The following is a 24,899-nucleotide window of genomic DNA, read 5'->3' as shown; positions in this document are numbered from 1 at the left end:
ACGACCAGCAGCCCGAGGACTGCGAGCGGCACCCGCAGGCGGCCGGGGATCTGGTTCAGAACTTGTCGGGGTGCAGCATCTTGGCGATCTTCTCGACGGCCAGGTCGTTGCTCGGGCCGAGGTACATCGAGTCCGACACGGCCACGTACTTGTTGTTCTTCGCGGCCGGCCACTGGGGGAACTCCTTCAGCAGTTTCTTGGCGTAGGCCGCCGGGTTCGGGTCGTTGTAACCGATGACGACCAGCGCGTCGACGTCGGTGGCGGCCACCTTCTCCTTGCTCAGGTCGGCGAAGGAGGTCTTGGAGGCCGACTCGAAGGCGTTGCTGCCGCCGGCCTTGGCGAGGATGTCGTTGTAGATGCCCTTGGCGACGACCGAGCTGAAGTCGTTGCCTCCCATGGCCATGTTGGAGAACAGGACCATGACCTTCGGCTGCTTCTCGCCCTTCACCTTGGCGGAGACGTCGGCGATGTTCTTCTCCGAGGCGGTGATCAGCTTCTCGGCGCGGTCGCTGACGTTGAAGACCTTGCCCATGTCGCGCAGCAGCGTGTAGCTGTCGGCGATGGTCATCTTGGAGGTGTCCTGGTCGCAGCCCTGCGGGGAGACATAGGTGCCCGCACCCACGTCCTTGAGCTGCTCGCGGGTGGCGAAGCCGTTCTTCTCGTCGAAGCCGTAGGAGGTCGTGGACAGCACCAGGTCGGGGCGCAGCCCGATCATCGCCTCGCGCGGGATGTCGTAGGCGTCGTTGAGCTTGACGTCGCCGTTGGGCAGGGCCTTGATGGCCTTGGCGCGGCCGGTGACCTCCGACATCCCGTAGCTCTGCTGGTTGGCGACGATGCGGTCGCCGAGGCCCAGGGCGAGCAACGTGGAGACCTCGGCGACCGAAGCGCCGTTCATGGTGACCACGCGACTGGGCGCCTTGGCGAACTTCTCCGGCACTCCGCAGTTGTCGAGGGTCACCGGGTAGCCGGACTTCGCTGCTGCCGCTGACGCGTTGTCGCCGGTGTCGCCGGCCTTGTCGGTCGAGGAGTCGGCGCATGCCGCGGTGACCAGACAGAGGGCGCCGGCCAGGGCTATGGCGACCGGCCGTTTCTTCGACATGCTGGCTCCTTGCTGCGGGGTGCTCATGAGGCGACGGGTTCTGCTGCAGTAGTCGGGGGGTGGGGCCCGGAAGTTCCCGGCGAGATCCAACTACTTTGCGGGCATTGCCAGATGGCCCTGTTTTCCCGCCGGGGCGGGCAGCGTTCCAGTGGCGACGCAGTGGTCCAGGTAGCGGAAGACGAGGTCCCGGTCGACGGGCGGGCAGGTGATGCCGCTGCCGTGCAGTCCGGTCACGACGTTGTCGGTGCGGACGCGCCCCAGGCGTAGTTCGGGCCCGGTCGTCTCGTCGGTGTCCGTGTCCCAGGAGTCGAAGAAGGCGAGGGTGGTCGCCGCCGCTCCGGAGGTGCTTGGCGAGCGCGGCAGCTCGGCACGCCACTGGGCCAGCGGCATGCGGCGCAGCGGGTAGCCGTACTCCTCCAGCCAGTCGTAGACGTCGCTGAGCCGCACCGGCGTGGTGGCGTGGTTGAAGACTGTTGCGGTCGGCGGGCGTTGTCCCAGGCAGAGGTGGACGAGGGCCTGGGCGACGTGGTCGACCGGTGTCCAGGTCTCCTCCTCGAACAGGTCGGGGACGATGCCCGCGGGCACACCCGCGCGCAGCACGCTCCAGAGGAAGTCCCGCTCGTTCACGTAGCCGGTGGCGTGCGGGCCGACGATTCGTCCGAGGCGGTGCACAGTGACCGGCAGGCCCCGCTCGGCAGCCTGTTCCAGCAGGCGCTCGGCGGCCCACTTCGACTGCTGGTAGCCGTACCGCAGTCCGGTGTGGGGCGGGAGGAAAGCTTCCGGCACCTCAGGAGCAAGGCCGATCGGTGGGGCGACCGAGAGGGTCGAGACGAAGTGCAGAGGGGTCGGGCGCACGGCCGCCATGCGCAAGAGGTCCCTGGTGGACTCGGTGTTGGCGGCACGGAGGGTGGCGTACTCCCGCATGATGCTGACGGTCGCGCCGTTGTGGACGATCGCGCCGCAGGTGCGCGCGAGTTCGGCGAAGAGCGCCTCATCCAGGCCGAGGCGGGGGCGGGCGAGGTCCGCGGGAACCGCCGTGATGCGTTTTCGCGCCACGTCCGAGAGGTGGATCCGGTGAATTTCCAGGGACTGTTGGATGCGGGCAGCAGCCTCTGCGGCGCTCTGGGCCCTGACGGTGCAGACGACCTCCGCGTCGGTGCTCGTGAGGAGTTCGGCCAGCAGGTGCACGCCCACGAACCCGGTGGCGCCCGTCAGCAGGACCCTTTCCGCTGTGTCGGCCGCCCAGGGAGGACCGCTGCCGGGGTGGATGTCGGGATCGAGGACGGCGTCGGCAAGCAGGGCCGGCGGAAGGCCGGGACCGGCCGGTCCCGCCTGGACTTGGGCCTGAGCCTGCCCCTGCCCCTGCTGTTCCAGGAACCTCGCAAGGTCGGCGGGCGTCGGGTGCTGGAAGAGCCAGGCGACCTTCACGTCGCGGCGCAGTTCGACGCCCAGGCGGTTGGCCACCTGGATGACCTGGAGCGACTGGGCCCCCAGGTCGAACACGTCGTCCCGCGCGGAGACGGCTGCCACGGCGAGCACCTGTTGCCAGACGGCGGCGATGGCACGCTCCAGCGTGTTGTCGTGCGCCGCTGTCTCGGCACCGGGATCCGGCACCTGTGCGTCGGGGTCCGGCACCTGTGCGCCGGGGACCCGCACGTGTATGTCGGGGGCCATCACGGCCAGCGCGTTCCTGTCGATCTTTCCTGCGCTCGTCCGGGGCAGGCGGTCCAGGAACTCGACGGCCGACGGGATCATCGCGGCAGGCAGTGCCGCCCGGAGGTGGTCCCTGATCAGGGCCACGGCCGGGGCGGGCCCGTCCGGGACGACGTGCGCGACCAGGCGTCGCGTCCCGTCCGCCAGCACCTGTCCCACGACGGCGGCGTCGCGGACTCCGGGGTGGGCCAGGAGGGCGCTCTCGACCTCGGCGGGGTGCACGCGATGTCCGCTGATCTTGAACTCGGTGTCCGACCGGCCCAGGTAGCGCAGCTGCCCGTCGTCGCCGATCCGTACGAGGTCGCCGGTGCGGTAGGCGCGGGGCGCTTCGGGCAACACGTCGAGCGGGGCGAAGCGGGCGGCGTCCGGTGAGCGGTCTCCCCGGTAGCCGACGGCCAGGTTGTCGCCCAGGAGGTGGAGTTCGCCGTCCACGACCGCGGCGCGGGTGCCGGGAAGGGGCAGTCCGATGGGGACGTCTCCCGGGGCGAGGGAGGGGTCGTGGAGGTCGGCGACGGTGGCGACCACGGTGGCCTCGGTCGGGCCGTAGGTGTTCAGCAGCCGGACGGATGTGCCGACTGCCTTGCGCCAGCGGTCGACCCGCTCGGGGAGGGCCGCCTCGCCGCCGATGACGACGGTGCGCACCTCGGCGGGCAGGGCGGCGGCGGCGGTCGAGATCGCGTAGGACAGTTCGTGCCAGTAGGCCGTGGGCAGGTCGAGGAAGCTGATCCGCAGCCGTGCGCAGGCGTCCAGGAACCAGGGGACCGAGTCGGTCATGTCGTCGGTACGGACGACGAGCGTGGCGCCCGCGCACAGGGTGAGGAGGATTTCCTCGACGCTGGTGTCGAAGTGCAGGGCGGCGAACTGCATGACACGGTCCCCGTGGTGGAGGCCGTAGCGGTGTGTGGCCCCGGCGACGAAGTGCGCGAGGGCGCGGTGGCCGATCTCGACGCCCTTGGGGCGCCCCGTGGAGCCCGAGGTGTGGATGACGTAGGCGAGGTCGTCCGGTGCCGGTGTCGGTGGCGTCGGCCGCGCCGCCTCGGACGTGGGTTCCGGCCGGTCGAGTCGCAGAACGGACCGGTCCCCGAAGTCGTCGGCGTGGGCACTGGTCGTCAGGACGAGTGCGGGGCGGGCATCTTCCAATAGCTCCGCCCTGCGGGCCCGGGGCGCGGTCGGGTCAAGTGGGCAGTAGGCGGCACCGGAGAGCAGGACGCCGAGGATGGCGGTGATCGCGTCGATGCCTCGGGGCAGGGCGACGGCCACCAGGTCGCCACGGCCGATCCGACGGGCCGCCAGCCGGCGGGCGAGGTCACGTGCCGAGCCGAAGAGCTGCGCGTACGTGATGCTGCGTCCGTCGTGCTCGACGGCGACGGATCCGCCGCGCCGGGCGGCGTGGTCGGCGATCAGGCCGAGGACCGGGCGCACGGGGCCGGGCAGCGGTCCCCCGTCCAGGACGGGGACGGCCTCGCGCGCCCGCAGCTCACCGAGCGCCCGGTCGGGGGCGGCGACGGCCTCCCCGAGCAGGGCGAGCAGTCCCTCCTGGAGTGCGGTGACGTCCGCCTCGTCGTAGAGGTCGGGGTTGGCGTCCACGGCGATGCGCAGGCCCGCGCCCTCGGAGCGGTCGTAGACGTTGACGGACAGGTCGTCGACAGGGCCCGCGGAGACGTTGTGGACCGTACTGCGGTGTCCGGCGAACCGCAGGTCGTACTCGAAGGGCATGATGTTGACGCCCGGCCCGGACAGCCGGCGCTGGCCTCCGACGAGTCTGAGGTCGCGCCGCAGTTGTTCGTAGCGGTAGCGCTGGTGCGGCAGGCAGGCGCGCAGCTCGCGGGAGATCCTGGCCGCGAGGTCGCGCAGGCTGTCCGACGCGGTGACCGTCACGCGCAGGGGCAGGATGTTGCGCACCATGCAGGGAACCCGCAGCGACACCGAGCCGAGGCGCCCCATCGCCGGCAGGCTCAGGACGATCTCCGGAGCTCCGGTCGCGTGGTGCAGCTGGGCCGCGGTCACCGCCAGCAGGACCTCCGACCAGGTGATCCTGAGGTCGCGGGCGACGGCACGCAGGGTCTCCGTCTGTGCCGATCCGAGGTCCACCACCCGTCGGTGGAAGGTGCGCGCGGGCAGGGCCGTACGGCCGGCGGGTGTCGCCACGGGCGGCCGGTCCGCGAACCGGTCCGCCCAGTGGTCGCGGTCCTTGGCGAAACGGGCCGACTCCCGGTAGGCGCGTTCCTCGTCCCGCACCGAGGCCAGGGTGCCGAAGCCGCTGTCCGCCACCGGCGCGCCCGCCGTCAGGGCCGTGTAGACCTCGGCGACGCGGCGGGCGACCAGCGCCAGGCCGAAGCCGTCGAGGGCGATGTGGTGCACACGGTGGTACCAGAGGTACTGCTCCGGTGCGATCCGCAGCAGGGCATGGCCGAAGACGTGCCCGTGCGCGAGGTCGACAGGGCGGGCCATGTCCCGGTCCATCCAGGCCAGGGCCGCCGCGTGCGGGTCGGGCTCGGAGGTGAGGTCTGCCGTGTGCAGGTGCCAGGCCCCGGCAGGGGCATCCGTCTGCCAGGGCCGCCCCTGCTCGTCGACGACGAAGGCGACGTTGAGGGCTTCCGTTTCCGCGACCACACGGTGCAGGGCCGTGTCGAAGACGGCCGAGTCCACCGGTCCGTCGATGTGCACGTACTCGGCCGTGTTGTAGGCGGGGCTGTCCGGGTCGAGCTGCTGGCCGGTCCAGATGCCTTCCTGGGCGGCCAGCAACCGTCGCCGGTCGGCTATGTCTCCTGTGTCGTTCATGGCGTCGTCATGCGGTGACATGGTCCGCTCCCCCCTGACGTGCGGAGAGCAGCTGCCACCACTGGTCGAACGAGGTGCACTCGGCGAGCTCGATGAAGGACACGTCCAGGCCGGTCTCCCGCCACCGTTCGATGAGGGTGACGATGCGCAGGGAGTCCAGCCCCGCGTAGAGGGGGTTCTCTTCGAGGTCGACTTCGTCGGGCTGCTGGTACAGGAACTCCGCCAGGTCCGCGCGGAAGCCGTCCAGCGTGAGGGGAGCAGGCATGTCGTTCTCTCTCGGTAGCTCGTCGGCTCTCGGTGTCGCGTCGGCTCTCGGTAGCTCGTCGGCGGCGGTCAGTTGACCTTGCGTGCGGAGTCGCCCCAGAAGCGGTCGCGCAGTTCGCGGCGCAGGATCTTGCCGCTGGGGTTGCGCGGGACGCTGTCGATGAACTCGTAGCGGGCGGGCAGCTTGAAGCCGGCGAGCTGTGGGACGAGGAAGGTGTGCAGGTCCCGGGGGCTGGGCCGCTGCTCGGGTGCGGGGACGACGAAGGCGTGCACGTACTCGCCCCAACGCTCGTCGGGGGCGCCGACGACGACGGCCTCGGCGACTCCGGGGTGGCCCTCCAGGACGTTCTCGATCTCGGCCGGGTAGACGTTCTCGCCGGCGACGAGGATCGCGTCCTTGATGCGGTCGCGGATGAAGACGTAGCCGTCCTCGTCGACGAAACCGGCGTCCCCTGTGTGGATCCAGCCGTCGACGAGGGTCTCGGCGGTCCTGTCGGGCAGTCCCCAGTACTCGACCATGCGGGCGGGCGTGGCCAGGCAGACCTCGCCGACCGCGCCCGGCGGCAGTTCGCGTCCCTCGCCGTCGATCACCTTGCTGCGTACGCCCGGATAGGGGTGGCCCGCCGCCTGCATCAGGGAACCGCCGGGGACGTGTGCGGCAGGCGGCAGGCAGACCGCGGTGTTGCCGGTCTCGGTGAGGCCGTAGATCTGGGCGAACTCGCAGTCGAGGACGGCGAGGCTCTCCTCCAGCAGTGCCTCCGATATCGGGGAGCCGCCGTAGACCGTCTTGCGCAGAGTGGTGAAGTCCTTGGCGCCGACGCCGGGTTCGGTCAGCATCATGCGGAGCATGGCAGGCACGACGCAGGCGGTCGTGATGCCGAGATCGCGGATCAGGTCGACGGCCTGGCGGGCGGCGAAGGCGCGCATCGCGACGACGGTGGTTCCGGCGTTGAAGTTCTGCGTGGCCCACCACAGGCCACCGATGTGGAACCCGGGGATGCCGATCAGTGCGATGTCCCCGACCCGCCAGTCGATCCAGTCGAGACCCTCGCTCGCCAGGGCGTCACGGATCGCGAAGAAGCTGCGGTGGGCGAGCACGACGCCCTTGGGCAGTCCGGTGGTGCCACTGGTGTAGAGCTGCGCGACCGGGGTGTCGGGGGTGACGTCGTACGGCTTCGGGTCGGTTCCCGGGTGCGATGCCTTCCAGGCGGCGAAGGACTCGCCGAGCGCGACGTTCGTTTCGGGGGGCGCGGTCGGCATCTTCTCGACGATCGGCCCGAACTCGTCCTCCAGGAAGAGCAGTCGGGTGCCGGAGTCCTGCAGGATGTGGCTGACCTCGGGCGCGGTGAGCCGCCAGTTGACGGGCACCAGGACGGTGCCGCTCTTGGCACAGCCGAAGAGGATCTCGTAGTAGTGCTCGGACTCCTTGCCGAGGTACGCGACCCGGTCGCCCGGCGCGAGTCCGGCGGCCTCAAGGGCGTGTGCGATGCGGTTGCTCTCGCGGTGCAGTTGCCCGTACGTCAGCGTGCGGCCCTCGCAGAGAATCGCGGGGGTGGTGGGCTGGTGCTCCGCGTGGAAGCTCGCGGTCTGGACGAGTGTCTGGAGCTGCGGGTGGTGGAGCCGGTCCATGGTCGTGGATCTCCAGTCTCGTGTCAGGGGACGTTGACGAACGCCAGGGTCGCCTCGCCGTCGCAGCGGCCCGAGCCGGCGTCCCAGTAACGGAAGGCCGTATCGGCGTGCAGGAACGTGCTCCCGCCGGCCGGAGCACGCCGGGTGACGGACCGGAACTCCATCTCTCCGGAGAACACACGGGGATTGACCGGGCGTCGGAAATGCGATGAGAAGCGAGCGATGAGAATGTCCGGGAGCTGGTGCTTCCAGAAGTCTTCCAGCGTCCAGGATTCGAACCCCGTCCCCAGCCCTTCTTTCACGGACTTGGCAACGAGGTAATACATCATCTGGTTGTAGCAGATGTTCACCTCGACGGAATTCAGATGTCCGGTGTCATCGATGTAGCACGACTCGGGGATCTCGAACTCGCAGCGGGCGGAGGCGTGTCCGTCGGTTTCCGTCACAACGGCCGAACGCAGGTACTTGCAGTGGTCCTTGTACGGCATCAGCACTTGCGTCAGCAGGGCTTCGTCCGTCATGCCGCCCTGATCCCGTCGTGCAGCCTGCGTTCGTCGTGCACGGTGACGCGGTAGGAGACGGTCGGCTCCGGCGTGGTCGTGTGCCGGGCGCGGTGGATGAGGCTGCGGTTGTCCCAGACCAGCAGGTCACCCTGCTCGAAGCTCTGCAGGTGGATGTTGTCGTGCTCGAAGGACTCGTCGAGCTGGCCGGTGGCGTCGAACAGCCGCTTGAGCAGCTCGTCGTCGAGCGGTTCGCCGTTCTGGTCCTCGATGCCGACGGTGAAGCCCTCACTGATGTAGAGGACCGTCTCGCCGGTCATGGGGTGCGTGAACGTGGTCGGCTGGACGACAGCCGGGGTCTTCCGCTCGACCTCCTCGATGATCTCGGAGATGGGGCGGTAGACATCGTGGGGCCGGATCTTGAAGTACTTGCGGACGGAGTGCCGGCAGTACGTCCCGCCGATTTCCTTCTTGAGATCCTCGGGCAGCCTGTCGTACGCCCGGCCCATGTCGATGAAATATGTGCCCCGGTTCTTCTCCGGAATGACCTGGGGGTAGATCAGGGTGATTCCGAACGGGTCCGGCATGAACTGGTAGTCGGCGTGCCAGAACTTACCGGTCTTCGGGACACCTATCTGCTTTCCGTTCTCCGGCACATTGGAGGAGACGAATATCTCGGAAACCTCCGGGTGCTGGTACATCGGTTCGTAGTAGGTCTCCGGTCGGCCCAGCCGCTTGCCGAGTGCAAGGAACTCCTGGGGAGAGAGATCCTGGCCCTTCAGCACGGCGATCTTCTTCGTGTAGACGGTGCTCTTGAGGGCGTCGATGTCGGCGTCCGAGGCGGTGGCGTGGTCGAATCCCTCGACCGCCGCGCCGATCGCGGTGCCGGGCTGTTCCTTGATCTGCATGGGCTGCTGCCTTTCGATGAGTGGAGAACTCGAGGAATGGAACAGAGAGTGGAGAAGAGGAGTCAGACCGCCGCTTGTCGGGCGTCGACGAGTCCGGCGATGTCGCCGAGCGTGAGGTCGGGCTGGAGTTCGTCGTCGCCGACCTTCACACCGAGGTCGCGCTCGATGCGGATGCTGATCTCGACCGTCGTCAGCGAGTCGACGTCCAGTTCACCGAGGGTTGCCTCGGGACGGATCCGGTCCGCGGGAGCGTCATGCAGCCTCGCGAGGATGTCGGCCAACTGTTCGTAGGTGGTGCTCATGACGTCGTCCGTTCTCCTTGGCCGCAGGGGTCGTGGGGGTCGCAGGGGTCGTACGGATGGGCCGGCGCGGGCAGCGCGGGCCAGGTCAGGAGGCAGGAGCCCCACGTGAGGCCGCCTCCGAAGGCGGTGAGCAGAAGCCGGTCGCCCGGGCGGACCGCTTGACCGGCGACCGCGTCGGCGAGGGCGAGCGGGATGGACGCGGCGCCGGTGTTGCCGACGGACTCGACATGGGTCACGCAGCGCTCCCGGGGGAGACCGAGGTCGTCGGCCACCGAGTGCAGGATCCGCAGGTTGGCCTGGTGGGGTACGAAGTGGTCGACGTCGTCGATCTTCCAGCCGGCCCGGGACAGCGTGGCGCGCGCGGACTCGGCCATACGCGTCACCGCGTGGCGGTAGACCTCCTTGCCCCGCATGGCGAAGTGCCAGTCCTGGCGGCTGCGTTCGCCCGGTAGGGAGCGCTGACGGGAGCCGCCGGCCGCGACCATGATCAGGTCCTCCTGGGCGCCGTCGCTGCCGAGGTCGAAGTGGCCGACCGCGCCCGGCTCGTCGGGATGCCCGGCGCGCAGGACAACGGCTCCGGCGCCGTCGCCGAAGATGATCGCGTTGGCCCGGTCCAGCGGGTCCACGATCGTGGAGTAGGTGTCCGCCCCGATGAGCAGCACCCGTTCGGTCACGCCGGCCGCGATGAGACCGGCGGCCGAGGCGAGCCCGTAGACGAACCCGGTGCAGACGGCGCTGATGTCGAAGGCGGCAACTCCCGCCAGCCCGAGTCGCGCGGCGACCGCGGGCGCGGTGGCCGGGCAGGTGCGGTCGGGGGTCGTGGTGGCGACGACCACGGCGTCGACCCGGTCCGTCGCGGCGGAGGCGAGGGCCCGGCGGCCGGCTTCGACGGCCAGGTCGGACGTCGCCTGTCCGGGATCGACGACATGCCGTCGGCGGATCCCGGTCCGGGTGCGGATCCACGCGTCGTCGGTGTCGAGCCGTCGCGCGAGGTGCTCGTTGGTCACCACGCGGGACGGCACCCATCCGGCCAGCCCGCACAGGACGGCGGCCGGAGCGGCGGAAGGACCGGCGGCGGTAGGGGACATGGGGTTCTCCTGGCATGACGGAGGACGGCCGGGCAGCCCGGACACGGGAAGGGAGGTGAGACAGGGAAGGCGCGAAGGGAGGGCCTAGGGACCGCCGGTCCCGGTCGTCCTGCGCCGGACGAGCAGTGCGAGTGCGCCGCACCCGATGCCGCCCGCGATCACGAAGACGGCGGTACGGATGCCGCCGAGGAGCCCGGGGCCCGAGGCGCTCTGCCCGACGCCGCCGGCGAGGGCGACCAGTACGGCGAGGCCCACCGCGCCGCCGACCTGCAGGGTGGTCGACGCCAGTCCCGAGGCGATGCCCTGGTCCCCGGGGGCCACTCCGGCGGACGCGGCGATCCACATGCCCGTCCACGCGGCCCCCTGGCCGAGGCCCATCAGCACGATCCCCGGCAGCAGCGCGGGATACGAGCCGTCCGAGGTGAGTGCCAGGCCGAGGGCCGCTGCTCCGGCGGCGCCCAGCGCCATGCCGCCCACCAGCATGCGGCGCATGCCGAAGGCGGACACGGCCCGTTCGCCGACCTGCGTACCGACGGCCACCACCACGGCGGGCACGAGGAACGCGAGCCCGGTCGCGACGGCGCTGTAGCCGCGGACGGTCTGGAAGTAGAGGGTCAGGAAGTACGGCACGGAGCTGAACGTGGCGCTGAACAGGGCGGTCACCCCCATGGCCGCGAGCAGACCGCGGTGGGCGAACAGCCTTGCCGGTACGAGCGGATCTCGGGATCGCCTCTCCACGACGGCGAAGAGCGACAGCAGCCCGGCGGACAGCACCGCGCTCCCGAGGGCCACGGGCGTGCCCCAGCCCTCCGCGGGGGCCTGCACCAGCAGGAACACCAGGAGCGTGATCCCGCCCGTCGCGGTCAGCGCGCCCGCCACGTCGAAGTGCCGCGAGCGGTCCCGCGGCCCGTCCACGGGGAAGAGCGACCACCCGGCCACCGCGAGGGCTCCCGCCACGGGCACGTTGACGAAGAACACCGACTGCCAGCCGAACGCCTCCACCAGGACCCCGCCGAGGAGGGATCCGAAGCAGAGCCCGCCGGCTCCCGCGGCACCCCACACCGCCAGGGCCCGGTTCCGGTCGGGCCCTTCGTCGTACATGGTGTTGATCAGGGACAGCGTCGCCGGGAACAGCAGGGAGCCGCCGACGCCCTGTACCGCCCTGACGGCCACCAGGACGCCCGGTGAATCCGACAGGCCGCCCACGAGGGACGACCCCGCGTACAGCAGCGCCGCGACTACGAACATCCGGCGCTTGCCGAGCAGATCCGCGGCCCGGCCGCCGAGCAGCAGGAAGCCTCCCGTGGCCACGACGTAGGCGCTCACCACCCACTGCAGGTCGTGGTCGGAGAATCCCAGCCCGGCGCCGATGTCCGGCAGCGCGACATACACGATGTTGTAGTCGAGCGAGATGACGAGCTGTCCCAACGCCAGCACGAACAAGGGAAGTCCAAGTGGCTTTCGCAGCGGAGTCTTCACCGGCCCTGTCGCGGACATCATCGATCACCCCCCTTGGGATCGCATTACACGGAATTCCCGTGGAGGGAATTCCAGCAGGTCGATCATTTTCAGTCACGGTAGCAGCCCTGATCCGGCTTGTGAATGGCCAACTTCTCGAACCGCATTGCATGTTCACGGACTATCAGGGCAGCCCTTTTACCCGGCAGTCGAAAACTACCGGGAGAGGAAAACCAGGAGTTGAACGAATTACTTCCTGCGCGTCACCGCTCCCCCATGAGACGCCGAATCTCAGTCATCAGGGCGACGAGCGACCGGCGTTCCGGAACGGTGGTCTCCGGATGCCAGAGGTCGATGAGCAGGCAGGTCCGCGGCCGGGTCCCCGAGTTGCGTGCCTCATGCTCGAAGGAGTAGTCGAAGAGCAGGCACTTTCCCTCTTCCCAGGAGCGCGCCTCTCCGGCGACCGTGATGCTGCACCCGTCCGGGATGTCCACGGCGAGATGCAGGTTGATGCTGAAGTTCCACAGGTCGCAGTGGGGTTCGATTACGGCGCCCGGCAACAGGGTGGAGAAATGACATTCCAGGAGAGGGCATATCTTCTCCGTGTCGACGGCCACGTCTTTCAGTACCTGATAAGCAGTCGGAACCGTTGCGGCGGACTCCTCGACGAGACCTCCTTCACGGAAGAGGTAGAGAGCCTGCCAGTTCTCCTGACGGGTCAGATAGTGCTCGTAGTCGGAGAACGCCTCCCGGCGCGCCGCCCAGGCGGCACTCAGCTCTTTCTTGATCGCCTGATGACTGGCTTCCAGTTCATGGACGACGGGGGCGAGTTCGGCGTAGGAGTACGGGTCGTGCCAGGGAGTGGGAGAGAGCCCCGGCATGATCCACTTGGCTCCCTTCTGCAGTGGATGCCGTTCGCCACCGCCCGGCTCCAGCATCTGCTCGACCCGAGTGATCGATTCCGCACCGAACTCGGCTCTGATCGCGGCGAAGGCGTTCTCTATCTCTGGTGTCATACGGTTCTCCGGAACTCGGCGGCCGGGTCAGGGGATTCGTGACGCGACGAGCAGATCGGCGTCGTACGGGGACCATGGCCTCTGCGGCCACCTTCGTGCCGAAGCTGTGGGTCACCTCGGCCGCCTCCCCGCCGGTCACCGGCTTCACCGTCACCGGATGGGCCCGGGCAGCCACTGAGAAGACCTCGAACGGGCCGAAGACGTCCAGCTCTTCCACGCCGTCGAAGGTGACGATGTGGACTCGCAGTGCTTCACCGCTGTCGCCGCGAGCGCGCCCCGGGGCTGCCGCGTTGGCGGCGCCGCCGGCCGCGAGTGGGGTCGTCGAGAGGGCACCGATCGCCGCCGCGGATGACTGCAACAGACGTCTTCGCTTCACGTGTGCCGAACCACCTTCGCCCGAAGTTCCGCGCCCCGACCCGCCGACGACCTCACATGGTGGTCAGTCGGTGTCGAACCGCGCTGTCGAACCAGTAGTCGGTCGCCGGCAGTCCCGAGTTCCCGCGTCTTCGGGCCAATTTCCTTTGCTGTGACGGCACTTGACGTAACGCGGACGGGCGTCACGCGGTCGGCGGCGCGGGCACGCTCCTGGCGTGTCCGCTCCCCCGCTCGGCCCCACGAACAAGTAGTCGCGCCGGCGGACCGCGGAGTTCCCGTGTTCGCGCGGCGTTCTGTTCAGCCGCGCCTGCGGAAGTGCGAGCGGGCCTCCACCGCGCCGCGGCCACTGCGGTGCGGCGGCCGCGGACCCGAGACGGCCGACTCCACCAGAAGAAAGAGCAGCCCGCTCAGGACCAGTCCCGCGACGCAGCCCAGCAGAGCCCCGGGAAGGCCGCCCACCACGGAACCCAGCCAGGCGTAACCGCCGGCCAACACGGCTGGGGTGGCTGCGCTCATGGGCCAGGCACCATCGATCCGTGGCCAACGGCGTTCGGCTCGAACGGCCTGCTGCTCCCACGGCCAACTCCGCGGTGTCCCCGCCTTCGACTGTCGCTCGCGCCCCGGCATGCCGCCCTCCCCGCCACGGTCAGCGCAGTTCCGCGACCGCGTCCGTTCCCCGCTTCGGAGGGGTCCTTCCCCGCCTCCACCGGCCGGAACCGGTCAGCTCGGCAAGTACCGGGAACCAGCCGGACCCGCGCCACGACCACTGACACATGGAGCCGAGAAGCCTGATGCGTGTGATGCGCCGGAAGCGGAACTCGCCCTTGGGAAACGTCCTGCGGGCTGTCGGCGCACCTTTGGGTGCCTCCTGTGGTGCGCTTGCCCTGCTGGTGGCCTACACCGCGACCGGCGCGGCAGGCGAGGCGCCGCCCAGGATCACGGTCGTCGACGCGCGCATCATCGCGGCAGCCCCGGGCTCCGACTCCACCGCCGCCTACTTCGAGGTCCGCAACGCCGGCTCGTCGAAGGACACACTGCTGTACGCGGACTCGACAGAACTGGGCCTCAGCGTGCTCCGCCGTACGGTGCGCCGGACCGGGACAGGGCGTACGGCTCCCGTATGGGCTGTCGACGTTCCGGCAGGCGGCACGGTACGCATGGCCCCGGGCGGACTCGGGGTCGTGATCCTGGATCCACCCGAGCTCAGGGCCGGGGAGACACTGCCGTACACCCTGTGGTTCCGACAGAGCGGGCGGGTCGTCGTCCGGGCGACCGTGACCGAGGGCGTGCGATGAGCCCCGGCACCAGGGTGGGCCGGAGAGCGGGAGGGTGCCGGTGTCCCGCGTCCGCGAAGGACACCGGCACTCCCTTCGTCAGGCCGCCACGGCGGCCGGGACAGGCAGTTCCTCGGCCTCGGCAAGGAGTTCGACGAGGGCCGCCCGGGCCCGTGCCACCCGCGACCGGATCGTCCCTACGGGGCAGCCGCTGAACTCGGCGGCCTCCTCGTAGGGCAGCCCCGCCAACTGGGTGAGGACGAACGCCTGGCGGCGCTCGGGAGGCAGGGCGTCCAGCAGGTCGAGCAACGCCACGCCTTCCTCGAAGCCGGGCAGGCCTCTCGGCTGGGCCCGCTCGGCTCGTATCGTCCAGTCGTCCCCGTCGACCAACCGAGGCCGCGTGGCGGCGTACCGCAGGCTGTCGACCACGGTGCGACGCGCGATGGACAGCAGCCACGTGCGCGCCGACGAACGCCCCTCGAACCGGTGCAGACTGCCGAGCGCCCGCAGAAACGTGTCCTGAGCCAGATCGTCGGCGAGCTGGCGATCTGAGGAGAGATGAGTGATGTAGCGGACGACGTCGGGATGCAGCGCCCGTACGAACCGGTCGACGGCGTCAGGGTCGCCACCGCGGGCGGCCAGCGCCCAGGCGGTGGCCGACTCGTCGCGCGATGCCGCGCCGGACTCGTCCGTCACGTCGTACCCCGCCTCGCGCTTTTCGCGCAAAGCGGGAGGGACAGGAGTGATCACCTGTTTGTCCTTCTCGGGTTGTCCGGGATCCAGCACGGCGGCACGCGCGATCGCGAAGCGGCACGCCAGGGTCGGGCGCGCGGGGTGCGCGGAGGCGCGCGGTGCGCCGCTGCGGAAAGTCCCGGAACAGGAGGGAAGTGGGATGGGGCCGTACGACGTGAACGACCCGTGCCCGAAAGCCCTGCCCCTGATCCCGGCGCCGATGACACAGCGCTCATGGGGATGCGGAATGGGGGGACGGCCTCGGGGAACCGGCTGTCTCAGGCGACAGCGGTCCCGGCCGGAGGCCCCCGAGAAATGATCGTGTGAGCGAGCGTCAGCCTTGGTACCCGCTCCGAGCGCTCGCGTGTGGGCCGCGGGCGCGGCCGGTGGTGCGGCACGGCGGGCAGGGCGATCGGCAGCCGCAGCGGAGCGGCCAGCCATCCCGTGACGGCCCGCAGGACTCGGAAGGCGGCCCGCTCGCCGTGGGCCAGCCACAGGCCGCTGAGCAGTGCGGCCAGAGTGTGGGCGGCGAGCATGCCGAACGACGACGTGCCGCCCATGTCGTGAGCCATGGGGCCGAGCTGCCCTGCAGGCGCCGAGTGGCCCATGTCCATGGAGGCCATGTCGATCGCGTCCATGGACGTGGAGCCCATGGGCATGCCGCTCGGGTCACCACTCATGTGCTGCGCCACGGAGTCCGTGCCGGACCCCGATGCCCCCGACGGGGCCAACGAGAAGGTCCAGTGGAGCGTGCCCTGGGCGAGGGCCACGGCAGACACCACCAGCGTGAGCCCGCGTTCACGGCCCGCCAGACACCAGCCGAAGGCGCTCGTGGCGACGAACCCGGCGGCCATCGTCCACCAGGGCACGGTGGAACCCGACATCAGGACGTGGCCGAGGGCGGCGAGCAACACACAGACGGCCGCGAACACCGCGGCCCGTATCGTGCGCGCACACCACCCAGCAGTCATGTCGGCCTCATCCTTGCATCCGAGCCCCGCTCGTCACAGGTGGGTACGCACAACACCCGGGCCTGCCACTCAACCCCGCATCGGTGATACAGGACACACCGGCATGCCGGAACCCGACGGGCGTCCCGCCCGACTTCTGGGAGTGGAGAAGTCACGTTCCGTCCTGGCCAGGGCGGACCACGACCGCGGGGTACTCCACGGCCCCGCTGCGCTCGAAGTGCAGCGTGAACGTGATGAGGTCACCGGCCTGCCACTCCGTCTTCGCCGGCACGATCACGTCGAGGCTGGACGGGGACATGGCGAGGCTGCCGCCGGCCGGGACAGACACCGAGGTCACCGTCTGGTCCGATGCCGTGTTGGCGGTGACCATACGGTGGCGGCTGAGTCTGGTGACACCGCCGGCCTCGGCGGAAGTCACCTTCAGCAGCCGGTCCGCCGAGCCCCCGCTGTTGGTGATCCGGAAGAAGGCCGCTGTCTCAGGGGTGTCGCCAGTGGGCAGGAACACCCGGCCGTCGCTGACCGCGACACGGGCGGGGCTGCCCGCGTTGCCATAGGCGGTCCACATGCTCAGACCGCCGAGGGCGAGGCCGAACGCGGCAACGGGCGCGAGTGCGGCGGACAGGGTGTCGGTGAGCCGACGGCGGTCGGGTCTCCAGATGTCGCCGGTCATCGGGTGCGGCTCCGGGCGGGTGAGGGCTGCCAGGCGCGCAGCCGCAGGCTGTTGGCGACGACCAGCACCGAACTGGCCGACATGGCCGCCGCGGCGACCATCGGATTGAGCAGGCCCACCATCGCGAGCGGCACGGTGACGGCGTTGTAGCCGAAGGCCCAGACGAGGTTGGCGCGGATCGTGCCCAGCGTGCGCCGGGCGAGCTTGATCGCGTCCGCCAGGGCCTCGATGTCACCGCGCACCAGCGTGACATCGGCGGCTCCGATCGCGACGTCGGTGCCGGTGCCCATGGCGATGCCCAGGTCGGCGCCGGCCAGCGCCGCGGCGTCGTTCACGCCGTCACCGACGACCGCGACCCGGTACCCCTGCTCCTGCAGGTCCAGTACGAGATCGGCCTTGTCCTCAGGCGTGCGGCGGGCATGCACCTCGTCGATGCCCAGTGCGTCCGCGACGGCCCGGGCGGGCGCCTCGCGGTCGCCGGTGGCCAGCACGGGGCGCACGCCGAGGCGCCGCAGCCGCTCGACAGCCCGGTAGCTGCCGGGCCGCACGACATCACCGATCTCGATCAGGGCTTCTGCCGTGCCGTCCACGCGGACCAGTACGGGCGTGTGGGCGGCTGCTTCGGCCGCCGGCAGGGCGTCCGCGAGGGCGGCGGGCAACTCCTCGTCCGGGGCGAGGACTTCGACCAGCCGCCCCTCGACCCGGCCGCGCACCCCCAGCCCCGGCAGGGCGCTGAAGCCGCTCACGTCCGGCAGCCGTTCCTCGGGCGACTCCCGCCGGGCGTACGCGGAGACGGCCCGGCCGAGCGGGTGTTCCGAGCCCTGCTCCACGGCACCGGCCAACCGCAGCACCGCCTCGCGACCGAGCCCGTCCGGTACGGCGGTGACCCGGGCGACGCTCATGTGCCCCGAGGTGAGCGTGCCGGTCTTGTCGAGGACGACGGCGTCGATGTGCTGAAGCCCCTCCAGCGCCTGCGGGCCGGTGACGAGGACCCCCAGTTGGGCACCCCGTCCGGTGGCGGCCATGAGCGCGGTCGGGGTCGCGAGGCCCAGCGCGCACGGGCAGGCCACGACCAGGACGGCCACACAGGCCGTGATCGCCGCCTGCGGATCGGCCCCGGCACCCAGCCAGAACCCGAGTGCGGTGACGGCCAGCGCCAGCACGACGGGCACGAATACACCGGCGACCGAGTCGGCCAGCCGCTGGGCGCGCGCCTTGCCTGCCTGCGCGTCGGTGACCAGACGGGTGATGCGGGCAAGCTGTGTGTCGGCGCCGACGGCCATCGCCCGTACGAGCAACAGCCCGCCGGCGTTGACGGCCCCGCCGACCACGGCCGAGCCCGGCCCGACCTCCACCGGCTCGCTCTCCCCGGTGACCAGGGACAGATCGACCGCGGAACTCCCCTCCACCACCTCGCCGTCGGTGGCCACCCGCTCCCCGGGCCGCACGAGGAAGACCTGCCCGGCCCTCAACTCCTCGATGGGGATGAGCCGTTCGATGCCGTCCTCGCGTACCGAGACCTCCTTGGCGGCGAGTTCGGCCAGCGACCGCAGCGCCGCCCCGGTCCCGCGCCGGGCCCGCGCCTCCAGGAACCGCCCCGTCAGCACGAACAGTGGTACGCCGACGGCCGCTTCGAGGTAGATGTGCGCGACACCCTCCGAGGCGGTGGGTACGAGCGTGAACGGCATCCGCATCCCGGGATCGCCGGCTCCCCCGAGGAAGAGCGCGTACGTCGACCACGCGAAGGAAGCCACCACGCCCAGGGACACCAACGTGTCCATGGTCGCCGTCGAGTGCCGCAGCCCGCGCACCGCCCGCACGTGGAACGGCCAAGAGCCCCACACGGCGACGGGCGCGGTGAGGACGAAGCACAGCCACTGCCAGTTGCGGAACTGGAGCGCGGGCACCATGGACAACACGAGCACCGGCACCGCGAGCAGCGCCGTGATCAACAGACGGTCGCGCTCCTGCCGGGCGTCGTCGGACTCCGCGTCCTCGTCCGCTTCCGCGTCCTCACGCTGCTGCTTCTTCGGCGGCTCGGGCAGGGCGGCCGTGTAACCGGCCTTCTCGACCGTCGCGACCAGTTCCTCCGGGCTGACCTGCGACGGATGGCTCACCCGGGCCCGCCCCGTGGCCAGATTGACGGTCGCAGTGACTCCTTCCAGCTTGGCGAGCTTCTTCTCGACCCGGTTCACACAGGCCGCACAGGTCATGCCCCCGACGGCCAGATCGGTCGTCACCAGGGCAGCCACCGGCTCGGCGCTCATCCGTTGCCTCCCCCGCGCATGTCCATCTCGTCCATGTCTCCCATGTCCCCGCTCCCGCCGCCGGGGGTGTCGCTGGTGCCGTGCATGCCGGGCGCGACGGGGCCGCTGGCCGTCCCTGCGACGTAGGACGCCGTGAAAATCAGGGCCAGCAACAGAAGGAAGCCGCAGAGCGCGGGCGGGGGCGCCACTTTCCGCAGCACCGCACTCACGCCCAGGAAGGAGGATTGCCGGGACTCGTCCATCAACCGCGTCTCCAGGTCACGTCGTACGGCGTCGCTCGGATCGCGCCGTACCGAAGCAGTAGTCGGACTGAGCACGGCCCGAGTTCCGGAGCAGATCTGTGGCGCGCGTCACGCGTGAGGCATCCGTACCGTGCGCCACATCAGGCAGACAGACAGCTTGCCCTGCCAACGGGTTGCCGTCGGCAGGGCACCTGGAGCGCCCGAAAGTGATGAGGCCGTAGCACCCGAGGCGCCGGCGCAGATCCGCTTCCACCTCGGAGTCGCGAAGAAGGCTGGGAGACCATTCCCCGCGCACTCCCGCCGTCAGGAGCTGGACCGCACACGACCCAGCACGGGCGCCCTCATCCCATCCCAGCACGATCCCAGCACGGTAGGGACGAGCAGGGGTGATGACAGGTGACGAGGGGTCAGCTTTCCCAGCACCATCCCAGCACGGGAAAAAACTAGGGGCCCAACCCTGGAGAGCCGGACCCCTTCCGACCTGGACATTTGCCAGATCAGTCACGTGGTGGTATGTCACCCGCTACACATTGAACCTGAACTCCACCACATCCCCGTCCTGCATCACATACTCCTTGCCCTCCATGCGGGCCTTGCCCTTGGCTCGGGCCTCGGCCACTGAGCCTGTTTCGACGAGGTCTTCGAAGGAGATGACCTCCGCCTTGATGAAGCCCTTCTGGAAGTCGGTGTGGATGACTCCGGCGGCCTCGGGGGCGGTGGCGCCCTTCTTGATCGTCCAGGCTCGGGATTCCTTGGGGCCGGCGGTGAGGTAGGTCTGCAGGCCGAGGGTGTTGAAGCCGACGTGGGCCAGCGTGGCGAGGCCCGGCTCCTCGACTCCGACGGACTGGAGGAGCTCCAGGGCCTCCTCGTCGTCCAGCTCGGCGAGGTCCGCCTCCAGCTTGGCGTTGAGGAAGATCGCCTCGGCGGGGGCGACCAGTGCGCTCTGCTCGGCCTTGAAGGCGTCGTCGGTCAGCTCGTCCTCGTCGACGTTGAAGACGTAGAGGAACGGCTTGACGGTGAGCAGGTGCAGGTCGTGGAGGAGCGCCTCCTGGTCCGAGTCCTGCTTGATGCCCGCGGCGAAGAGGGTCTGGCCGCCGTCCAGGATCTCCTTGGCCGCCTCGACCGCCGCCACCTTCGCCACGACGTCCTTCTTGATCCGCGACTCCTTCTGGAGGCGCGGCAGGACCTTCTCGATGGTCTGCAGGTCGGCGAGGATCAGCTCGGTGTTGATCGTCTCGATGTCGTCCTTCGGCGAGACCTTGCCGTCCACGTGCACGACGTTCTCGTCCTTGAAGGCACGGATGACCTGGCAGATCGCGTCCGACTCACGGATGTTCGCGAGGAACTTGTTGCCGAGGCCCTCGCCCTCGCTCGCTCCGCGCACGATGCCCGCGATGTCCACGAAGTCGACCGTGGCCGGGAGGATCTTCTGAGAGCTGAAGATCTCTGCCAGCTTGGTCAGCCTGGCGTCGGGGACGCCGACCACGCCTACGTTCGGCTCGATCGTGGCGAACGGGTAGTTGGCCGCCAGCACGTCGTTCTTGGTCAGGGCGTTGAACAGGGTCGACTTGCCGACATTCGGCAGACCGACGATTCCGATCGTGAGCGACACGTTGCGACTTCCCGTACGTAAGGGTGGAGGACGATCCAGACGATCCACCAGTCTACGGCGTTCCGCGCCCCGTACCGGCGACGTATCGAACGCTTGGCCAAGGTCGGCCAAAGCGCGTGTCCCAGGGCCTATTCCACACATAACCCGACCTAAGTTGGACCTGTGGAGCAACACAGAACTCGTCCCCCTCAGTCACCGCCGCAGCGCGGCGCGCCCCTTCCCCCGCAGGCCGGACGGGGTGGAGCCCGTACGACCCGGCAGGCCGGGGCCGGTGTTCCGCGGAGCGCGCCGCCCGTGTCACCGCTCGTGCAGGCCGTACGCCGGTTCCCCAACCCCCGGCTCACCGGGCTGGGCAGCGGGCTGTTCTGTGCCGCGTCGATGTTCGCGCTGGCCTGTCTGGACGCGCTGCTGTTCGGGTCCTCGCTCGTCGTCTACGGGGTGCTGTTCCTGCCGGTGTGCGCGTTGACGGCGGTGTGGGTGCGGCGGGCCGACCTCGTCACGGCGGTCGTCGCCGTGCCGATCGCCTTCGCCGTCGGACTCCTGCCGATCGCCGACAGCAGTGGGGGACTCTTCGGGCGGGTGATGGGGCTGGTCACCGCTCTCGCACTGCACGCGGGATGGCTGTACGGGGGCACGCTCGTCGCCGGGCTCATCGTCACCGTGCGCAAGGTGCGGATGATGAGCCGTCGTGCGGCGCAGCGACGCCGGGTCGGCTGAGGTTCGCGTCCCTGCTCTCCCCATGGCCGCCCGGGCCTCGGAGCCATGTCCGGGCGGCTCGGCCCGAGTGCCGCCCGGGGTTGTCGACGCCCGGGCGTCGCCGGCGCCGCTAGCCCGCCTTCGCCGCCCGCATCGCCGCGCCCACGATCCCCGCGTTGTTCTGCAGCTGGGCCGGGACGATCTCCGCCTTGATGCCCTCGATCAGGGGCAGGAACTTCTGGGACTTGCGGCTGACGCCGCCGCCGATGATGAACAGCTCGGGCGAGAAGAGCATCTCCACATGGGCGAGGTACTTCTGGACGCGCCGGGCCCAGTGCTCCCACGTGAGGTCGTGGTCCTCCTTGGCCTTGGTCGACGCGTGCTTCTCCGCGTCGTGGCCGTTCAGCTCCAGGTGACCCAGCTCCGTGTTCGGCACCAGGACGCCGTCCACGAAGACGGCGCTGCCGATCCCCGTACCGAACGTGAGCAGGATGACCGTGCCCTGGCGGTCGCGGCCCGCGCCGAACTGCATCTCGGCGACGCCCGCCGCGTCCGCGTCGTTCAGCACCGTCACCGGCAGTCCGCCCAGCCGGTCGCCGAGGAGGGCACGGGCGTCCGTGTCGATCCAGTCCTTGTCCACGTTGGCGGCCGTACGGATGGTGGCGCCGCCGGTGACCACCCCCGGGAAGGTGATCCCGACCGGGCCCGTCCAGCCGAAGTGGCCGACGACCTCCTTCACGCCGTCCGCCACCGCGTCGGGCGTCGAGGGATGCGGCGTGAGCACTTTGTAGCGCTCCTCCGCCAGGTCGCCGCGGTCCAGGTCCACGGGCGCACCCTTGATCCCTGAGCCGCCGATGTCCACACCGAAGATCTGCATGGCTCTACGTTACGTCGTACGACGGACAGTCACTCCGCCGAGGGGGTGCCACCGGTGCGGTCCGCCACCAGGGCCGCCGCCTCCGCGCGCAGGTCACGGCGCAGTTCCTTGGGGAGCGAGAACGTGATGGACTCCTCGGCCGTCTTCACCGTCTCCACGTCCCCGTAGCCGCGCTCGGCCAGCCACTCCAGCACGCCGTCCACCAGTACGTCCGGGACCGAGGCGCCGGAGGTCAGGCCGACCGTGGTGACGCCCTCCAGCCAGGCCTCGTCGATCTCGGCGGCGAAGTCCACCAGGTGTGCGGCGGAGGCGCCCGCGTCCAGGGCGACCTCGACCATCCGGATCGAGTTCGAGGAGTTCTTCGAGCCCACCACGATCACCAGCTGAGCGTCCTCGGCGAGCTTCTTCACCGCGATCTGGCGGTTCTGCGTGGCGTAGCAGATGTCGTCGCTGGGCGGCGAGATGAGCTGCGGGAACTTGTCCTTCAGCGCGTCGACCGTCTCCATGGTCTCGTCGACCGAGAGCGTCGTCTGGGAGAGCCAGACCACCTTGGAGGGGTCTCGCACCTCGACCTTGGCCACGTCCTCGGGACCGTCGACCAGCGTGATGTGCTCGGGCGCCTCGCCGGACGTGCCGATGACTTCCTCGTGGCCCTCGTGCCCGATCAGGAGGATGTCGTAGTCCTCCTTGGCGAAGCGGACGGCTTCCTTGTGGACCTTGGTTACCAGCGGGCAGGTCGCGTCGATCGTGGCGAGCCTGCCCGCCGCGGCCTCGTCGTGGACGACCGGGGCGACGCCGTGCGCCGAGAACATGACGATGGACCCCTCGGGGACCTCCGCCGTCTGCTCGACGAAGATCGCACCCTTCTTCTCCAGGGTCTGCACGACGTACTTGTTGTGGACGATTTCGTGGCGGACATAGATCGGGGCCCCGTACTGCTCCAGGGCCTTCTCGACGGCGATCACGGCACGGTCGACTCCCGCGCAGTAGCCACGAGGGGCGGCGAGGAGGACACGGCGGCCAGTCGAAGCAGTCATGCATCCCATCGTAAGGCCGCGCCCGGCGCGTCAAAGATCGCCGCCTTGGGGAGATGGGGAGACTGGTCGGGCAGCTGGGGAGGCTGGGAGGGGTGGGGCCAGGCGCGACTCTCGGGAGGTACGGATGTCCGGCACGGAGACCTCGGCCCGCGCGGCCGACGACGAACAGGGTCTGCGGCGCAATCTCGGCTTCCGCGATCTGGTCGTCTACGGGCTGCTGTTCATCGCCCCCATGGCGCCGGTCGGCATCTTCGGGACCCTCGACGCCAAGTCGCACGGGGCGGTCGCGCTGGTCTACGTCGTCGCCACGGTCGCGATGGCGTTCACCGCTTTCAGCTACGCCCAGATGGTGCGCGTGGTCCCCCAGGCGGGTTCGGTGTTCGCCTACGCGCGCGCGGCACTCGGAAAAGAGGCGGGGTTCGTCGCCGGCTGGATGGCGATGCTGGACTACCTCCTCATCCCGGCAGTGGCGTACCTCTTCTCCGGGATCGCGATGAACGCCCTGGTCCCGGAGATCTCGCGGTGGGTGTGGACGGCACTCGCCGTCGTCGTCACGACACTGCTCAACCTGTGGGGCGTACGGGCCGCCGCGCGCGTCGGTTTCCTGGTGCTCGCGATGGAGATCGTGGTCCTCCTTGTCTTCGTCGTGTCGGCGGTCGTCGTCCTCGCGCGCGACGGGGCCGAGCGGGGGTGGCTGTCCCCGCTGTCGGGTGACGGCTCCCAGGGGGCGTTCGCGCTGTCCGCCGTCGTCGGGGCCGTGTCGGTCGCCGTGCTCTCCTATCTCGGCTTCGACGCGATCGCCTCCTTCGCCGAGGAGGTGACCGGGAGTTCGGAGAAGGTGGCCAGGGCGGTGCTGTTCTGTCTCGCCCTCGCCGGTGTGCTGTTCATCGCGCAGACGTATCTCATCGCCCTGCTCGAACCGCTGTCGTCCGCGGAGCTCGCCGCCGATCCGGTCAAGCAGGGGTCGGCGTTCTACGACGCCGTGGACGTCTCCGTCGGGACGTGGCTGCACGATCTGGTGGCGGTGAGCAAGGCGATCGGGGCGGCCTTCGCGGCGCTGGCCGGGCAGGCGGCGGCGGGGCGGCTGCTGTTCGCGATGTCCCGGGACCGGCGGCTGCCGCGGGTTCTGTCCCGGACGGACTCCGGGGTGCCGCGGGTGGCTCTGCTCTGCGCGGCCGTCATCACGATGGTGGCCGCGGTGTGGGCCGCTCGGCGTGACGACGGGATGGACCATCTGGTGTCGGTGGTCGACATCGGGGCGTTGACCGCGTTCACGCTGTTGCACGCGAGTGTGGTGGGCTGGTTCGCCGTGCGGCGGCGGGGTGGGGCGGTGGTGTGGTGGCGGCATGTGCTGATGCCTGTTGTGGGGGCGGGGATCACTGTGGCCG

22 protein-coding genes are annotated in these 24,899 nt (G+C 70.0%); 3 read left to right on the top strand and 19 right to left on the bottom strand.

The genetic code is table 11. The annotated features are described in order from the left end of the window. Window positions 1-55: 55 nt before the first annotated feature. The 11 genes from O3Q52_RS05655 to O3Q52_RS05605 form a co-directional block, all read right to left on the bottom strand. On the bottom strand, window positions 56-1,099 hold the full coding sequence (locus O3Q52_RS05655; protein WP_269647681.1) for an ABC transporter substrate-binding protein: 1,044 nt from the start codon (window positions 1,097-1,099) through the stop codon (window positions 56-58). A 90-nt stretch (window positions 1,100-1,189) separates the two neighbouring features. Then, the gene (locus O3Q52_RS05650) at window positions 1,190-5,593 is read right to left on the bottom strand and encodes an amino acid adenylation domain-containing protein (RefSeq protein ID WP_269647702.1); all 4,404 of its coding nucleotides are present in this window, start codon (window positions 5,591-5,593) and stop codon (window positions 1,190-1,192) included. Between the two features lie 7 nt (window positions 5,594-5,600). Beyond that, the gene (locus tag O3Q52_RS05645; RefSeq protein WP_269647680.1) at window positions 5,601-5,858 is read right to left on the bottom strand and encodes a phosphopantetheine-binding protein; all 258 of its coding nucleotides are present in this window, start codon (window positions 5,856-5,858) and stop codon (window positions 5,601-5,603) included. Between the two features lie 68 nt (window positions 5,859-5,926). Continuing rightward, a complete protein-coding gene (locus tag O3Q52_RS05640) occupies window positions 5,927-7,486 on the bottom strand; it encodes a fatty acid--CoA ligase (RefSeq protein WP_269647679.1) in 1,560 nt (519 codons plus the stop codon). A gap of 23 nt (window positions 7,487-7,509) precedes the next feature. Then, complete coding sequence (locus O3Q52_RS05635; protein WP_269647678.1) at window positions 7,510-8,007, bottom strand: FcoT family thioesterase; 498 nt, start codon at window positions 8,005-8,007, stop codon at window positions 7,510-7,512. Further along, entirely contained in the window at window positions 8,004-8,894 is an 891-nt protein-coding gene (locus O3Q52_RS05630; protein ID WP_269647677.1) for a TauD/TfdA family dioxygenase, read from the bottom strand. Before O3Q52_RS05630 ends, O3Q52_RS05635 begins: the two co-directional genes overlap by 4 nt. Window positions 8,895-8,956: 62 nt before the next feature. Next, the gene (locus O3Q52_RS05625) at window positions 8,957-9,196 is read right to left on the bottom strand and encodes an acyl carrier protein (RefSeq protein WP_269647676.1); all 240 of its coding nucleotides are present in this window, start codon (window positions 9,194-9,196) and stop codon (window positions 8,957-8,959) included. Further along, the gene (locus O3Q52_RS05620) at window positions 9,193-10,284 is read right to left on the bottom strand and encodes a beta-ketoacyl-ACP synthase III (protein WP_269647675.1); all 1,092 of its coding nucleotides are present in this window, start codon (window positions 10,282-10,284) and stop codon (window positions 9,193-9,195) included. The genes O3Q52_RS05625 and O3Q52_RS05620 overlap by 4 nt, the downstream gene beginning before the upstream one ends. Before the next feature lie 84 nt (window positions 10,285-10,368). Further along, a complete protein-coding gene (locus O3Q52_RS05615) occupies window positions 10,369-11,781 on the bottom strand; it encodes an MFS transporter (protein WP_269647701.1) in 1,413 nt (470 codons plus the stop codon). A 224-nt stretch (window positions 11,782-12,005) separates the two neighbouring features. After that, window positions 12,006-12,758, bottom strand: coding sequence for an aspartyl/asparaginyl beta-hydroxylase domain-containing protein (locus O3Q52_RS05610; RefSeq protein ID WP_269647674.1), 753 nt, complete (start codon window positions 12,756-12,758; stop codon window positions 12,006-12,008). A 672-nt stretch (window positions 12,759-13,430) separates the two neighbouring features. After that, window positions 13,431-13,649 (bottom strand): hypothetical protein, encoded by a 219-nt coding sequence (locus O3Q52_RS05605; RefSeq protein ID WP_269647673.1) that lies wholly within the window; start codon window positions 13,647-13,649, stop codon window positions 13,431-13,433. A gap of 257 nt (window positions 13,650-13,906) precedes the next feature. Between O3Q52_RS05605 and O3Q52_RS05600 the strand changes: the two genes are divergently transcribed. Continuing rightward, window positions 13,907-14,428, top strand: a complete 522-nt coding sequence (locus O3Q52_RS05600; protein WP_269647672.1) for a copper chaperone PCu(A)C — start codon at window positions 13,907-13,909, stop codon at window positions 14,426-14,428. A gap of 78 nt (window positions 14,429-14,506) precedes the next feature. Here O3Q52_RS05600 and O3Q52_RS05595 read toward each other — a convergent pair whose 3' ends face one another. From O3Q52_RS05595 to ychF, 6 genes are all read right to left on the bottom strand, one after another. Then, entirely contained in the window at window positions 14,507-15,133 is a 627-nt protein-coding gene (locus O3Q52_RS05595; protein ID WP_269647700.1) for a sigma-70 family RNA polymerase sigma factor, read from the bottom strand. Between the two features lie 284 nt (window positions 15,134-15,417). Continuing rightward, a complete protein-coding gene (locus O3Q52_RS05590) occupies window positions 15,418-16,110 on the bottom strand; it encodes a hypothetical protein (RefSeq protein WP_269647671.1) in 693 nt (230 codons plus the stop codon). Window positions 16,111-16,261: 151 nt separating this feature from the next. After that, entirely contained in the window at window positions 16,262-16,780 is a 519-nt protein-coding gene (locus O3Q52_RS05585) for a copper chaperone PCu(A)C (protein WP_269647670.1), read from the bottom strand. Beyond that, entirely contained in the window at window positions 16,777-19,047 is a 2,271-nt protein-coding gene (locus O3Q52_RS05580; RefSeq protein WP_269647669.1) for a cation-translocating P-type ATPase, read from the bottom strand. The genes O3Q52_RS05585 and O3Q52_RS05580 overlap by 4 nt, the downstream gene beginning before the upstream one ends. Continuing rightward, complete coding sequence (locus tag O3Q52_RS05575; protein WP_332112869.1) at window positions 19,044-19,364, bottom strand: hypothetical protein; 321 nt, start codon at window positions 19,362-19,364, stop codon at window positions 19,044-19,046. The genes O3Q52_RS05580 and O3Q52_RS05575 overlap by 4 nt, the downstream gene beginning before the upstream one ends. A gap of 448 nt (window positions 19,365-19,812) precedes the next feature. Then, on the bottom strand, window positions 19,813-20,901 hold the full coding sequence (gene ychF, locus O3Q52_RS05570; RefSeq protein WP_269647668.1) for a redox-regulated ATPase YchF: 1,089 nt from the start codon (window positions 20,899-20,901) through the stop codon (window positions 19,813-19,815). 294 nt (window positions 20,902-21,195) lie between these two features. On the opposite strand from ychF, the gene O3Q52_RS05565 reads away from it, so the two are divergent. Continuing rightward, window positions 21,196-21,618 carry a DUF6542 domain-containing protein gene (locus O3Q52_RS05565; protein WP_332112868.1) on the top strand — a complete coding sequence of 141 codons (423 nt, stop codon included), beginning with the start codon at window positions 21,196-21,198 and terminating at the stop codon, window positions 21,616-21,618. Between the two features lie 109 nt (window positions 21,619-21,727). On the opposite strand, the gene ppgK is transcribed toward O3Q52_RS05565, so the two are convergent. Together ppgK and O3Q52_RS05555 are read right to left on the bottom strand one after the other, a co-directional pair. After that, window positions 21,728-22,474 carry a polyphosphate--glucose phosphotransferase gene (gene ppgK / locus O3Q52_RS05560; RefSeq protein ID WP_269647666.1) on the bottom strand — a complete coding sequence of 249 codons (747 nt, stop codon included), beginning with the start codon at window positions 22,472-22,474 and terminating at the stop codon, window positions 21,728-21,730. 29 nt (window positions 22,475-22,503) lie between these two features. Next, complete coding sequence (locus tag O3Q52_RS05555; RefSeq protein ID WP_269647665.1) at window positions 22,504-23,520, bottom strand: 4-hydroxy-3-methylbut-2-enyl diphosphate reductase; 1,017 nt, start codon at window positions 23,518-23,520, stop codon at window positions 22,504-22,506. Window positions 23,521-23,635: 115 nt separating this feature from the next. Between O3Q52_RS05555 and O3Q52_RS05550 the strand changes: the two genes are divergently transcribed. Next, the coding region (locus O3Q52_RS05550) for an APC family permease (protein ID WP_269647664.1) at window positions 23,636-24,899 on the top strand (1,264 nt) is incomplete at its 3' end.

Source organism: Streptomyces sp. ActVer, from assembly GCF_027270795.1.
GTDB lineage: Bacteria > Actinomycetota > Actinomycetes > Streptomycetales > Streptomycetaceae > Streptomyces > Streptomyces umbrinus_A.
The sequence above is the reverse complement of the archived record's forward strand: the minus strand, read 5'-3'. Positions and strand labels throughout refer to the sequence as shown.

Coding starts and splice junctions, on each gene's coding strand:
- O3Q52_RS05610 (WP_269647674.1), bottom strand. CDS start 12,758: ATGACACCAGAGATAGAGAACGCCTTCGCCGCGATCAGAGCCGAGTTC.
- O3Q52_RS05555 (WP_269647665.1), bottom strand. CDS start 23,520: ATGGGATGCATGACTGCTTCGACTGGCCGCCGTGTCCTCCTCGCCGCC.
- O3Q52_RS05620 (WP_269647675.1), bottom strand. CDS start 10,284: ATGTCCCCTACCGCCGCCGGTCCTTCCGCCGCTCCGGCCGCCGTCCTG.
- ppgK (WP_269647666.1), bottom strand. CDS start 22,474: ATGCAGATCTTCGGTGTGGACATCGGCGGCTCAGGGATCAAGGGTGCG.
- O3Q52_RS05600 (WP_269647672.1), top strand. CDS start 13,907: ATGGAGCCGAGAAGCCTGATGCGTGTGATGCGCCGGAAGCGGAACTCG.
- O3Q52_RS05655 (WP_269647681.1), bottom strand. CDS start 1,099: ATGTCGAAGAAACGGCCGGTCGCCATAGCCCTGGCCGGCGCCCTCTGT.
- O3Q52_RS05645 (WP_269647680.1), bottom strand. CDS start 5,858: ATGCCTGCTCCCCTCACGCTGGACGGCTTCCGCGCGGACCTGGCGGAG.
- O3Q52_RS05615 (WP_269647701.1), bottom strand. CDS start 11,781: ATGTCCGCGACAGGGCCGGTGAAGACTCCGCTGCGAAAGCCACTTGGA.
- O3Q52_RS05580 (WP_269647669.1), bottom strand. CDS start 19,047: ATGAGCGCCGAGCCGGTGGCTGCCCTGGTGACGACCGATCTGGCCGTC.
- O3Q52_RS05640 (WP_269647679.1), bottom strand. CDS start 7,486: ATGGACCGGCTCCACCACCCGCAGCTCCAGACACTCGTCCAGACCGCG.
- O3Q52_RS05635 (WP_269647678.1), bottom strand. CDS start 8,007: ATGACGGACGAAGCCCTGCTGACGCAAGTGCTGATGCCGTACAAGGAC.
- O3Q52_RS05630 (WP_269647677.1), bottom strand. CDS start 8,894: ATGCAGATCAAGGAACAGCCCGGCACCGCGATCGGCGCGGCGGTCGAG.
- O3Q52_RS05585 (WP_269647670.1), bottom strand. CDS start 16,780: ATGACCGGCGACATCTGGAGACCCGACCGCCGTCGGCTCACCGACACC.
- O3Q52_RS05590 (WP_269647671.1), bottom strand. CDS start 16,110: ATGACTGCTGGGTGGTGTGCGCGCACGATACGGGCCGCGGTGTTCGCG.
- O3Q52_RS05605 (WP_269647673.1), bottom strand. CDS start 13,649: ATGAGCGCAGCCACCCCAGCCGTGTTGGCCGGCGGTTACGCCTGGCTG.
- O3Q52_RS05625 (WP_269647676.1), bottom strand. CDS start 9,196: ATGAGCACCACCTACGAACAGTTGGCCGACATCCTCGCGAGGCTGCAT.
- O3Q52_RS05650 (WP_269647702.1), bottom strand. CDS start 5,593: ATGAACGACACAGGAGACATAGCCGACCGGCGACGGTTGCTGGCCGCC.